The organism is Vreelandella neptunia, assembly GCF_022489065.1.
GTDB classification, from domain to species: domain Bacteria; phylum Pseudomonadota; class Gammaproteobacteria; order Pseudomonadales; family Halomonadaceae; genus Vreelandella; species Vreelandella neptunia_A.
In genome coordinates, this window is sequence record NZ_JAKVTW010000013.1 from 1 (window position 1) to 13035 (window position 13035).

Genomic DNA, 13035 nt, shown 5'->3' on the forward strand with positions numbered 1-13035 from the left:
GATGCCTTGGGGGATTTTTTTGCGTGAAATTTAGTGAGGCGTAAGTGGTGAATCGTGAGTAGAAAAACATTCTCACCATTCACCACGACCTTTCATACATCCCGGCGGTGTTGGCAAATGCCACCCGCCCAGGTTTCATAAATCGCGCGGTCGTCAGCCAGCATCATTAACGCAAATAGCCGTTCACCTAACGTGGTGCAGTGGCTGATGCGACGAGAAAGTAACGACGTCGCTTGAGTATCGATCACAACAAAATCAGCTTCCAGCGTGGGAGCCAACTGACCGATATGGCTATCTAGCGAGAGGGCTTTGGCATTGCCCATGGTTAAGCCATAAAAGCCTTGCCAAGCGGTCAGCGGTTGGCCACCCAATTGACCCACTTGATAGGCCGCTTTTAGCGTGCCAAAGCCCGACAGATCGGTGCCTGCGCCGATATCGCTAGCATAAGTAAATGCCATCCCAGTCTCTTTAGCGGCTTCTCGGTCAAAAAGACCGCTGCCAAGGAAAAGGTTTGAGCTAGGACAAAAAGCGATATTGGCGCCTCGATCCGCCAAACGCTTACGCATGCCGTTATCTAGGTGAATACCGTGCGCAAAGGTGCTGCGGGGGCCAACTAAGCCCGCTTCCTCATAAACAGCCAAATAGTCGCGACTACCGGGAAACAGTTCGGCTACCCAGTCTAATTCACCGCTGTTTTCAGCCAAATGAGTCTGTAACCAGAGACTTGGGTCATTACGTAGAAGGGCGCCTGCTGCATCCATCTGTATTTTAGTCGACGTAGGGGCAAAGCGCGGGGTGACGCTGTAGCCGAGCCGCTGCTTGCCGTGCCAATCTTCAATCAGTCGCTCGCTATCGGCAATGCCCGAAGCACCGTCCATTAGCGCCTCGGGTGCGTTACGATCCATCAATACCTTGCCCACCAGCATACGCAACTGACGCTTTTGACAGGCAGTGAAAAAGGCGTCCACGGAGCCAGGGTGGCTAGAGCCAAATACCTGAGCCGTTGTAGTCCCTGCGCGTAGCATTTCATCCAAAAAAGCGTTAGAGAGCGCTTCTGCATGGGCATGATTAGCAAAGCGACACTCTTCTGGAAAAGTGTAGTCGTTTAGCCAGTCCAGCAGTTGGCGCCCATAAGATGCCATGATATCCAATTGGACATAGTGCACATGGGTATCGATAAACCCGGGCATAATCAGTTTGTCATGATAATCGAGAACTTCCGCACCTTTGGGTAACGAAGGTGAAAGCTCGGCGAAATGACCGACAGCATGAATATGCTGGCCTTTTAGCCAGAGCAGGCCGTCGCCATAATGTTCTAAGCTGCCCGCTTTGGGGGTGTCGCCATTCCCTGGGTCGTGCACGAAGCTAATTAATTCGGCACGAATAAACGTATCGGTAAAAGAATTCATATTAACTCGTGGTCGTCAGAGGGTCGGTCAATAGTGTTCGCAGTGACTGGGAGTCCAATCCGCGGTTTTCTTGAGAAGAGGGCGTATCCGTTAGCCAAAGGAGCTCAGCCACCACCGTTAGCGCAATCGCATAGGGCGTTTTATTATGGAGTTTGGTGGCGTGAATGCGCCCAATGGGGCTTCGCACTCGAGCCATTTGCTCATCAGTGTACCCGTCGCGTTTCAGCCGCCCTGAAAAGCTTGCCCATTTGCTGTCTGAACCAATTAGCCCAATCGACGCTACATCATCGCGCTCAATCAGCGCTTTGATCAGCATGTAGTCTTCGTCATGATTGTGCGTCAATACCAGTGTATGGGTATTGGCAGGTAAGTCTGCGACGCTTTGCGCAGCATCGTTAAGCGAATAACAGTGAAGTCGCGGTTGCTGCTGCCTGGCAAAAACATCGCTACGGCTATCGTACCAATGTAACTGCCAGGGAAGCGGGGCGCCTAGCTTAACGATCTCTTGACCAACGTGGCCTGCCCCAAAGATGGCGATGAGGGCCGTAGCGCCGGGAAAAGCTTCCAGGAGGATATTCACGAAACCACCGCAACACTGCCCGCTTCGTCCACCTAGAGAAAAGGCTTCTAAGCTGAGGCCATAGCGCTGTTCGGCTAAGCAAGCCCGTGCGGCGGAGATGGTTTGCCACTCAAAAGTACCGCCCCCCAGCGTATCGAAAATGGCATCGGCGGTGATCACCATTCGCGCGCCAGGCTCGCGAGGCGTTGAACCTGCGCTGGTTACCTGAGTGGCTAATACATGAGGGGTACCATCGCGCTGCAAGCGGTTCAGCGCCGCGTGCCAGGTTTCGGGTACTTGCAGATTACTCACAGCGCTCGCTTCCTGATGGCATTGGACGCCAGCATCACCCGTTCGGGCGTGGCCGGTGTGTCTAAGTGAGGTGATATAGCGTAATCGGTAAGGCTCGAAAGGGCGTCACGCAGCGCCGACCAGACACAAATACCCAGCATAAACGGTGGCTCTCCCACTGCTTTTGAGCGGTAGAGACTGGCCATGGAGTTGGGGTGCCCCTCCAAAAGCGCGACATTGAAAATAGGCGGTAAGTCGCCAAAGGTAGGAATTTTATAAGTGGCTGGCCCATCGCTAACCAGCACGCCTTTATCATTCCACTTAAGCTCTTCGCTGGTTAGCCAGCCCATTCCTTGGATAAAACCACCCTCCACCTGACCAATATCAATGGCAGGGTTTAGTGAGTCGCCCACATCATGCAGAATATCGACACGATCCACCTGATACTCACCGCTTAACGTATCTACGCTCACTTCGGCTACCGCCGCCCCAAAGGCATAGTAATAAAAGGGGCGTCCCTGACCGATAGAGCGATCATAGTGAATAAGAGGCGTGGCGTAGAACCCTTTTTCTGAAAGCGAGATACGATTGAGGTAGGCCGTTTGCACTAACTCACCCCAGGGAATGCGGCGTTCGCTCTCGCCGAACCCTGCTACCAGCATGCCATCCGCTAAGCGCATACCTTCACGATCCAGGCCCTCTGTAAAGTGACTTGCAGCGAAGTCAAACAGGCGATCGCGCAGTTTGCTGGCGGCATCCCGTGCAGCCATACCATTCAAGTCAGCACCGCTAGAAGCAGCGGTTGGGGAGGTGTTGGGTACTTTATCGGTTCGTGTAGCAGTAATACGAACTTTATCCAAATCCAGGCCCAACTCCCGAGCCACTACCTGACAAATTTTGGTATGCAGCCCTTGTCCCATCTCGGTACCGCCGTGATTAATCATCACGCTGCCGTCGGTGTAAACATGCAGAAGGGCGCCTGCCTGATTAAGGTGCTGTGCGGTAAACGAGATGCCAAATTTAACCGGAGTCAGTGCCAGCCCTTTTTTAATGACAGGACTGGTGGTATTGAAGTCCTTAACCGCTTTGCGCCGCACCCAGTAATCACTATCGCTTTCGAGGGTTTCAACGAGGCTATGCAGGAGTTGGCGCTGATCGACCTGCTGGCCGTAGTGGGTCACCTCGCGGCCATCGCGGTAGAAGTTGCGCTTCCGAACGGTCAGTGGGTCTTCGCCAATCTGGCGAGCAATATCATCCATGGCCGCTTCGATAATCATCATGCCTTGGGGGCCACCAAAGCCCCGGAAGGCGGTGTTAGAGGCAGTGTGGGTTTTTGCTCGATGACCGACTACCTGAGCATCACCTAATGAGTAAGCGTTATCGGCATGAAACATCGCACGGTCAACAATGGCATCGGAAAGATCCGGTGAATAACCACAGTCACCAACAACGGTAATTTTGCCACCTTGAATGACGCCCTTGGAATCAATAGCAAGTTGATAGCAGTTATTGAAAGGATGGCGTTTACCCGTCGCGTGCATATCTTCACTGCGCGGTAAGCGCAGGCTGATTGATTTGCCCGTACGGCGGGCAATAATCGCGGCGATGCATGCCCATGGCGAAGCTTGAGTCTCCTTACCGCCAAAGCCCCCGCCCATCCGGCGCACTTCTACGGTCACTGCATGAAAAGGGATATTGAGCACTTCGGCCACTAGCTTCTGGGTTTCACTGGGGTGCTGGTTGGAAGTATGGACGATAACGCCCTCATCCTCGGTAGGGTGAGCCACGCACGCCTGGCCTTCCAGGTAGAAGTGCTCTTGACCGCCGACGAACAGCTCACCTTTAATAATCTGTTCCGCTTGATCAAGCGCCTGCGGCCAATCACCACGGGTCTGCACATGACTCGGGCGCACAAACTCTTCCCGCTCTACTGCAGCCACCGGGTCTAAACTGGCGGGCTGCTCGTCTATGCCAATGGTGGCTAGTTTGACGGCACGGCGCGCTGCCAGCAGCGACGTTGCCGCAACCGCAAACAGGCATTGACCTGCATAGCTAATCTCATGATCGACAAATATAGGGTCGCCTGGAAAGACCGGCCCAATATCGGTATGTCCCGGCACTTCATGAAAGGTAATCACATCGACCACCCCAGGCGCCTCTTTCACCTTAGAGAGATCAAGCTGAGTTAAGGTGCCGTGCGCCACGGGCGATAAGCCTAGCGCAACATACAGAGCATCGGCGGGGAGTGCTAAGTCATCAATATAAGCGGCCTTGCCGGTGACGTGTTTTTCAGCACTCTCGTGAAAGCTTGAGCTCCCTGCTTGACGCTTGCCGGTACTATCGACCGTATGACGTGCCAAAGGGCCAGAGCCTTGAATGTGGTCGTGTAATTCATCGCGGGCACGGCTGCTATCGCCGTCCAGTTTAGTGAGCGTACGCATGGAGCATCACCTCATGGTCGGGCGCTGAGAGAGAAAGATAGAGACGTTCAAACAGGTTCTTGGCAACTTGCTGGCGATAATGCTGACTGCCACGCACGTCACTCATGGGTTGAAAGTCGTCAACGAGTGCCTGCTGAGCGGCGCGAAAAGCTGCTTGAGTAACGTCGCACCCTTCGAGCGCCGATTCGGCACCGTGCGCGCATTTGGGAATAGCGGCCATGCCACCAAAAGCGATCCTTACATCGCGTAAGATACCCTGCTCTATGCGGTAGCTAAAGACGCCAAGTACCGCAGAAATATCGTCTTCACGACGTTTGGAAAGCTTCCAAATACGTAGCTGACTGCTGTGGGTCGGCTGCGGAATAAAAATCCGCGAAACCACTTCATCAGCCGCCAAGGCGGTCTTTTTGTAGTCGAGGAAGAAATCCTTCAGCGCTAAGCAGCGCTTGCCGTTCACGCTGGCAAGCTCTACCTGAGCACCCAAGGCAAGCAGCACAGGGGGCGTATCACCGATCGGGGAGGCATTGGCAATGTTGCCACCCAGCGTTCCTCGGTTGCGAATTTGCTGAGAGCCTAGCCGGTGCAACAGATGAGCAAACGCAGGAAAGTACTTTTCAAACAGCGGCTCAAGCTGGGTATAGGTAACCCCAGCGCCTATCCACCAGCCACTTTGGTTCTCATGTGTGGATTCTTCAACTGTTAACAGTTCGGCAACACGTGAAACGTCAATCAACTGGTCAAGGGAAGCCAAGCGCTGAGTGCTCTCAAGCCACAGGTCAGTGCCGCCAGCCACTATGCGAGCCTTGGGAGCGGCTTGGCGTAACGCTGTTAACGCTGTCAGAGTCGTTGGCTGGGCAAAAAATGGTGCTGTTTCCGTTAAGGCACTGGGTTGAGCGTCGCTCTCTGGCGCGGGTGATGTCGCGTCGAACCATTGAGGCCGCTCGTAGGGGATGTCATTCATGCGTACGGCAGCATCGCGGATAGGGCGATAGCCCGTGCAGCGGCATAGATTGCCTCCCAAGGTGGCCTCAAGACGTTCCGGAGTAAGCGGAGCAGGGCGTTGAGCAAGATCGTAATGCAAGCTGAAAAGGGACATGACAATACCTGGCGTACAAAATCCACACTGGCTGCCATGGCATTCAACCATGGCTTCCTGAGCCGGGTGGAGATTTCCATCTTTGGCCAATCCTTCGATGGTGACCAGATGCTTACCCTGGAGCTGGTGGGCGGGGGTGATGCAAGCATTGGCGGTGGCAAAGCCTTGAGTGTCTGCTATTGATTCACCGATAGCTACGGTGCAGGCACCACAGTCACCTGATGCGCAGCCTTCTTTGGTACCTGTATGGGCCAAATGCTCGCGTAATAGGGTTAAAATGCTCGTATCCGGTGAAACATCACACCGCTGAGGGGTACCATTGAGCAGGAACGCAATCGTTGCCATGCCAAACTCCATTGTGATTGTATAGACCGGGATTGTGCTGACCGATCGGTCAATATACGTTGAGCTTGGGACAAAACGCTGTACCTTGCAAGTATTTGCTCACTGCACGGGAGTGGGGCAAGCTTATGCGAAATGCCATAATTTGGGGCGATTAGCCTATCGCCGTCTCTTATCGAAGGAACACTGTTAATGACCGCTGTATCCGTCACGCATGAAAGCCCAAGCCGAGAAAGAATAGAGACAAATATTCTGGTGGCTGCTGAACAGGTGTTTTCACAGCACGGCTACCGAGGGGCGAGCTTACAAGTGATCGCCGATCAGGCCGGTCTTCCCAAAGCTAATATCCTTTACTACATGGGAAGCAAGCAAGCACTCTACGTGCGGCTACTAAATCGGATGATGCGTCGCTGGAACGAAGTGCTTGAAGACATTACGCCTGACAGCGATCCGGCAACGGTTCTCAGTGACTTTATACGCACTAAAATGGTGCTCGGACAGCGCTATCCAGAAGGTTCAAAACTCTTTGCCGCGGAAATTTTAGCCGGCGCTCCCTTTTTAAGTGATTATCTGGCAGGTGAGTTACGCGATTGGGTGGCTTCTCGTGCCGCTATCATTCGCCAATGGTCAGATCAGGGCAAAATGGACGCTGTCGACCCACGTTGGCTGATCTTCCTAATTTGGTCGGCCACCCAGCACTACACTGAATATAGTGCCCAAGTTAGCGGTATTCTAGGACGCGATGCATTAACAGACGATGACCTTGAGTCTATCTCGACCTTTCTGGAGCACGTTATCTTAAAAGGCTGCGGGGTCACTTTACCCGCGCCTAAGCCAAACACTGACGCTTGCAGGGTAGATAAGTGATCAATACATGAGCGATTTGCCGATTGATCAACATCTCGACCATCTTAAAAGCGTCTTGAGCGAAAGCAATCGGTTGATGCTAGTTGCCCAACCGGGTGCGGGAAAAACGACGCGGGTACCTATTTGCCTATTGGAAGAGGCATGGGTCAAAGGCCAAAAGTTGCTTTTGCTTGAGCCTCGACGAGTCGCGGCGCGACTGGCTGCTAGCTTTATGGCCCAACAGTTGGGCGAAAGCGTTGGGCAGACAGTGGGTTATCGCATGCGAGGTGATAGCTGTGTAAGCGTGCATACCCGCTTGGAGGTAGTGACCCAGGGCGTACTCACCCGGATGCTGCAAGATGACCCACTGCTGGAAGGCGTTGCCGGAATCATCTTTGATGAGTTTCATGAACGCAGTTTAGAGGCTGATGTTGGCTTGGCGCTAACCCTGGATGTGCAAACCAGTGTCCGTAACGATTTGCGCCTACTGGTGATGTCGGCAACCCTGGATATAAAAGCGCTCAAGCGAGTTCTGGGCGAGCAGGTGCCGGTGATCGAATGCCATGGTCGCCAGTATCCGGTAACCACCTTTTATCGACCTGCTTTAAATAGTGAAGAGGGCGTGAACCATGTGCTGCGTGTAGTGAATGAAGCACTGCAAATGCCCAATACCCAGGACTTATTGGTCATTTTACCGGGCGTGGTGGAAATAAAGCGTTTAGTACAGGCGTTGGAAATAGCATTACCTGACCTCGCTATACGGCCATTGCATGGCAGGATGAGTATCGCTGAACAGCAGGCAGCCTTGGCGGCTCACACATTAAAACAGCGCATTATTGTGTCCACTGCCATCACCGAATCGAGTATCACCGTGGATGGTGTGAACGTCATGATTGACGGTGGTCTAGAGCGGGTGCCGCTTTTTCAGTCCCGTACCGGTTTAACCCGTTTAGCGACCCGGCGTATTAATCGCGCCAGTGCTGATCAGCGGAGGGGGCGTGCAGGTCGCCAGCAGGAAGGCTGCTGTTATCGGCTTTGGGGTCAGGAACAAACATTAACGGCTTACGGTGAGCCTGAAATCCAGCAAGCAGACCTATCATCATTGGTGCTCGAGCTGGCGTGTTGGGGTGTCGCATTACCTCAAGCTCTAAGCTGGGTTACACCGCCGCCAGAGGGCGCATGGCGCAGTGGTCAAGCACTGTTGGTGCAACTGGGTATATTAGACGAACACTACAAGCTCACCCCCTTAGGCAGCCGCTGTGCCAAGTGGCCAGTTGAACCGCGTATAGCGGTGATGTTGGAGCGGGCTTCAGACTTCGGGGCCGTGCCCCTGGCGTGTGGATTAGCTGCCATGTTGGAGGAGCGCGACAGCACAGAGCGCTCTTTATACGATGCGCTAGCCCTGCGCTTTAATCAGCCTAAGCGTTTCCCAAGTTGGCAGCGCGAAGCGCTTAGGCTGGCGAAGAGAGCAAAAGTGAGGCTGTTTGATGCCAAACCAGAGCCCCTTGGATCACTTCTGGCGCTGGCATACCCCGAACGCATTGGTCAGCAAATAGAGCCCGGTAAGTTTCGGCTTGCGAATGGTAAAACCGCGACACTGTCTTTAAACGATACGTTGGCGCACCACTCCTATTTAGTTGCCGTTGCATTAAATAGCGCGGCAGGCGATCAAGCGCGAATTGTCACAGGTGAGCCGCTATCACTGGAAACACTGCTTTCGCTCTATCCTGTTATTCAGCATTGGCAGCCGCAGGTTACCTGGTCGCGAGAGCAGGGGCGTTTAATTGGTGAAGAGGTTCAGGCGCATGCAAACCTTATCATTGCCAAACGGCCTTTGGTCCACTTACCTGAAGAAGCGGTTAAAGAGGCGTTATTGAACGCGTTGCGTCAGCAGCCGGAAAAGCTGTTTAGCGAAAAGTTGCAGCAGTTGCAGGGGCGAATGGCGTTGCTGCGAGAGAACTTAGGAGAGGCGTGGCCCGATTGGTCAGAGCAGGCGCTACTAGCGTCGCTAGAGAACTGGTTAGCTCCTTACCTCATCGGTATTAATCGATTGAGTCAAATTGAGAAATTGCCGCTAGAACGCTATTTGCTCGATTCACTGCCTTGGGATGCGCAGGGTGAATTTGAGCAGTTAGCTCCGTTAGCTCTCGAGGTGCCTAGCGGCAAGAGGGTTGCTTTAGATTACCTACCTTGTCTCACTGAGCGGCCGCCAGTATTAGCATTGAAGCTGCAAGAGGCCTTTGGCTGGCGGGTAACACCGACTGTGGTAAATGGTGCCGTTGCGGTGATGATCCATCTGCTTTCGCCCGCGCGTCGTCCGCTACAAGTCACTCAGGACTTAGTGAGCTTTTGGCAGCAGGGTTATCCAGAGGTGCGCAAAGAGATGCGTGGCCGCTATCCAAAGCACCCCTGGCCTGAAGATCCCCTAACGGCACCTGCCACCGCTTATACCAAGCGAAAAGGTTAATTGATTTCATATACCTGCAGAGGGTTACTCGGTGTGGTTTTCCGGTATCTCATCTGGAATTCGGTAGCGCACGCCATCTACGCGCTCTTCCTCGTAACGTTGATTTTCTTCTTCTGGAACAACGCCAATGACAGTTTCCTGTGAGCCGTCGGGCCAAGTGTAGGTCGTACAACCTGTTAGAAGCAGAAGCGAAAGAGCAGTAAAAAAGCTTTTCGCGGGTAGGGACGGGCTGCGCTTGAGCATGAGTCACTCCATTGGATGGTGCTAGATCCTGTTAGAAATGTAGTATCGCATAATCAGAACTATAGATTGCCATTTACCTGCCTGTAAATGCTTACATTTTTTGGGTTTATCGCACCGTAATACCTTTGTCTCTCTATGATAATGAAAGGGAACCATGAATCCTTAGGAGCGTTGGTGGGTCAGTCCCGATCGGAGGTTTTATGTGGTCAGTGGTGAAATCTGTGTTAGCGGCGCTGTTGGGTGTGCAGAGTAATCAAAAGCGGCAGGAAGACTTTAGCAGTGGCAAACCAGCAGCGTACATTGTGACGGGATTAATCGTTACTTTTATATTCGTTATGTTGCTCCTCGTTCTGGCATCGTTTGCTGCCCGCTGAAAAGCGTTGATAGTAATAAGTATGTAAAGCGTGACGTATCCAACATATTTTCTATACTGCTAATATCTCATTTATCCTGCCCTAATCTAAAAGCAGGTAATAACAACTATAAGTATGGAGGTATCTATGCGAACAGCATGGCGGTGGCTTTTAGTCACTCTCTTTTCGATGAGCGGATCGCAGGTCCTGGCTAGCGATTGGAACATGCCTGTCGGGGTAACTGATGTGAGTGCCGATATCTTTGGTCTCCACATGTCGATTTTTTGGATATGCGTTGTCATCGGTATCGTCGTGTTTGGCGCAATGTTTTACTCCCTGTTTCGCTACCGCCACTCTCAAGGCGCTAAAGCCGCTAACTTCCATGAACACACCAGCGTTGAGGTGCTCTGGACGGCCATTCCTGTCTTGATCCTGGTAGGTATGGCTGTCCCTGCTACAGCGACGTTAAAAAACATGTACGACGCTTCAGATGCTGAGTTGGATGTCATGATTACTGGCCAGCAGTGGCGTTGGCGTTACGAGTACCTGGGGGAGGATGTCGCTTTTACTTCCAATATGAGCACGCCACGGACACAGATAAGCGGAGCTGAGACGCGGGGAGAACACTATTTATTGGAAGTGGATGAGCCACTTGTTTTACCTATCAATCGCAAAGTACGTTTTTTGATGACGTCAGATGACGTTATTCACTCCTGGTGGGTACCCGACTTAGCCGTTAAACAAGACACGATTCCCGGCTTTATTAATGAGAATTGGGTAAAGATCAATGAGCCGGGTATCTACCGTGGACAGTGCACTGAGCTATGTGGTGTTAACCATGGGTTTATGCCAGTGGTGGTTCATGCCATGGAGGAGGAGGAGTTCGATGGCTGGCTTGCCGAGCGTAAAGAGGCCGCTGAGGAAGAAGCAATGGGGGTCGATCGCGAGTGGGGTATGGAGGAGTTGGCGGAGCGTGGCCAGTCAGTTTATCAATCGATCTGCTCTTCTTGTCACCAAGCGGAAGGACAGGGGTCGCCGCCAGCCTTCCCGGCGCTGGCAAATAACCAACAGCTTATCGAAGACGTAGATTGGCATCTTGATAAAGTTATCAATGGTGTATCGGGTGCAGCAATGCCAGCTTTTCGGAGCACGCTAAATCCGGTTGAAATTGCCGCCGTAGTGACCTATACGCGTAATGCCTGGGGTAATGACACAGGAGATGTGGTCCAGCCTTCTGAAGTGGCTGAGTTAATTGCCCAATAATGATGGTTTGCCACTTAATGTGACAACAACAAAATTTTGGAGAGCGTTATGTCGCCCAAACTACCCCCCCAGCCACCTTTGCAACATAGCACCACGGCCGTTGCTGATGGGCAAAGCCATGGTCATGCTTCGCCACCAAAAGGGATATTACGCTGGTTATTAACCACTAATCATAAAGAGATTGGCTCTCTTTACCTGATTTTCTCGCTCACAATGTTTTTCGTTGGGGGCATCTTTGCCTTAGTGGTGAGGGCTGAACTTTTTCAACCGGGTCTTCAGTTGATCCAACCTGAATTTTTCAACCAGATGACCACGATGCATGGTTTGATTATGGTGTTTGCCGCCGTCATGCCGGCATTCACCGGGTTAGCTAACTGGATGATACCGCTGCAAATTGGGGCGCCAGACATGGCGTTACCTCGATTGAATAACTTCAGTTTCTGGTTGCTTCCTGTGGCTTTTACGCTACTTCTTTCAACTCTTTTTATGCCGGGTGGTGGGCCAAATTTCGGCTGGACCTTTTATGCACCGCTTTCGACGACTTATGCGCCCCCTTCAACCACCTTTTTTATTCTTTCCTTACATATTGCTGGTATCAGTTCGATTTTGGGGGCGATTAATATCATCGCGACTATTTTGAACATGCGTGCGCCGGGTATGCGCTTAATGGATATGCCGCTCTTTGTATGGACTTGGTTAATTACGGCCTTCCTGCTGATTGCGGTAATGCCGGTCTTGGCAGCAGTCATTACGATGATGCTGATGGACATTAACTTTGGCACCAGTTTCTTTAACGCGGCAGGCGGGGGTGACCCGGTATTATTTCAGCATCTCTTTTGGACGTTTGGTCATCCTGAAGTGTACATCATGATTTTGCCCGCCTTTGGTATTGTCTCCGCCATCATACCGACCTTTGCTCGGAAACCATTGTTTGGTTATGCATCAATGGTGTATGCGACGGCGGCCATTGCATTTCTGTCCTTTTTGGTCTGGGCCCATCACATGTTTGTGGTAGGTATGCCCTTGGTGGCAGAGCTGTTTTTTATGTATACAACAATGCTGATCGCCGTGCCCACTGGGGTGAAGGTGTTTAACTGGGTTACCACACTATTTCGCGGCTCCATTAGCTTTGAATCGCCGATGCTGTTTGCGCTTGCCTTTGTCGTGCTCTTCACTATAGGCGGTTTTTCTGGGCTAATGCTGGCGATCGCTCCAGCGGATTTTCAGTACCACGATACCTATTTTGTGGTTGCCCATTTCCACTATGTGCTAGTCCCTGGGGCGATCTTTGCCATTATGGCGGGGGTGTATTATTGGTTGCCTAAATGGACGGGGCACTATCCTAACGAGCGGCTTGCTCAGTGGCACTTCTGGTTCTCGATTATTGGTGTCAACCTGACGTTTTTCCCGATGCACTTCGCTGGCTTAGCGGGCATGCCTCGCCGCATCCCTGACTATGCACTGCAATTTGCTGACTTCAATTTACTCTCCAGTATCGGTGCGTTCTTCTTTGGCGCATCACAGTTGCTCTTCGTATTAGGGATCATTCTGTGCGTTCGTGGTGGAAAAAAAGCACCAGCAAAAGCCTGGGAGGGTGCAGAAGATTTGGAGTGGACAGTGCCCTGTCCTGCACCACTACATACCTTTGAAACGCCCCCGGTATTTCATCGCACTGCTCACTAACAAACGGCATAAACCACGTAGGTCAATAGGCCAAAGAGGTGT

At 52.3% G+C, this 13035-nt stretch carries 10 protein-coding genes; 5 read left to right on the forward strand and 5 right to left on the reverse strand.

The genetic code is table 11. The features are described 5' to 3' along the window. Positions 1-92: 92 nt before the first annotated feature. Genes guaD through xdhA form a run of 4 tightly spaced genes read right to left on the reverse strand, consistent with a single transcriptional unit; the run spans position 93 to position 6141 of the window. Positions 93-1409: a guanine deaminase gene (gene guaD / locus MLE19_RS15545; RefSeq protein ID WP_240719051.1), complete on the reverse strand. Its 1317-nt coding sequence runs from the start codon at positions 1407-1409 to the stop codon at positions 93-95. A gap of 1 nt (position 1410) precedes the next feature. Beyond that, positions 1411-2280, reverse strand: a complete 870-nt coding sequence (xdhC, locus tag MLE19_RS15550) for a xanthine dehydrogenase accessory protein XdhC (protein WP_240719052.1) — start codon at positions 2278-2280, stop codon at positions 1411-1413. Beyond that, positions 2277-4700, reverse strand: a complete 2424-nt coding sequence (gene xdhB, locus MLE19_RS15555) for a xanthine dehydrogenase molybdopterin binding subunit (protein WP_240719053.1) — start codon at positions 4698-4700, stop codon at positions 2277-2279. The genes xdhC and xdhB overlap by 4 nt, the downstream gene beginning before the upstream one ends. Then, complete coding sequence (xdhA, locus tag MLE19_RS15560; RefSeq protein ID WP_240719054.1) at positions 4684-6141, reverse strand: xanthine dehydrogenase small subunit; 1458 nt, start codon at positions 6139-6141, stop codon at positions 4684-4686. The genes xdhB and xdhA overlap by 17 nt, the downstream gene beginning before the upstream one ends. Before the next feature lie 189 nt (positions 6142-6330). On the opposite strand from xdhA, the gene MLE19_RS15565 reads away from it, so the two are divergent. Further along, positions 6331-7005: a TetR family transcriptional regulator C-terminal domain-containing protein gene (locus tag MLE19_RS15565; protein ID WP_240719055.1), complete on the forward strand. Its 675-nt coding sequence runs from the start codon at positions 6331-6333 to the stop codon at positions 7003-7005. Between the two features lie 7 nt (positions 7006-7012). Then, positions 7013-9451, forward strand: coding sequence for an ATP-dependent helicase HrpB (gene hrpB / locus MLE19_RS15570; RefSeq protein WP_240719056.1), 2439 nt, complete (start codon positions 7013-7015; stop codon positions 9449-9451). Between the two features lie 24 nt (positions 9452-9475). Here hrpB and MLE19_RS15575 read toward each other — a convergent pair whose 3' ends face one another. Further along, positions 9476-9694, reverse strand: coding sequence for a hypothetical protein (locus MLE19_RS15575; RefSeq protein ID WP_240719057.1), 219 nt, complete (start codon positions 9692-9694; stop codon positions 9476-9478). A gap of 200 nt (positions 9695-9894) precedes the next feature. Between MLE19_RS15575 and MLE19_RS15580 the strand changes: the two genes are divergently transcribed. From MLE19_RS15580 to ctaD, 3 genes are all read left to right on the forward strand, one after another. After that, entirely contained in the window at positions 9895-10068 is a 174-nt protein-coding gene (locus MLE19_RS15580) for a DUF2970 domain-containing protein (RefSeq protein WP_240719058.1), read from the forward strand. A 126-nt stretch (positions 10069-10194) separates the two neighbouring features. Next, entirely contained in the window at positions 10195-11310 is a 1116-nt protein-coding gene (gene coxB, locus MLE19_RS15585; RefSeq protein WP_240719059.1) for a cytochrome c oxidase subunit II, read from the forward strand. Positions 11311-11358: 48 nt separating this feature from the next. Next, complete coding sequence (gene ctaD / locus MLE19_RS15590; protein WP_240719060.1) at positions 11359-12993, forward strand: cytochrome c oxidase subunit I; 1635 nt, start codon at positions 11359-11361, stop codon at positions 12991-12993. The last annotated feature ends 42 nt before the right edge of the window (positions 12994-13035 follow it).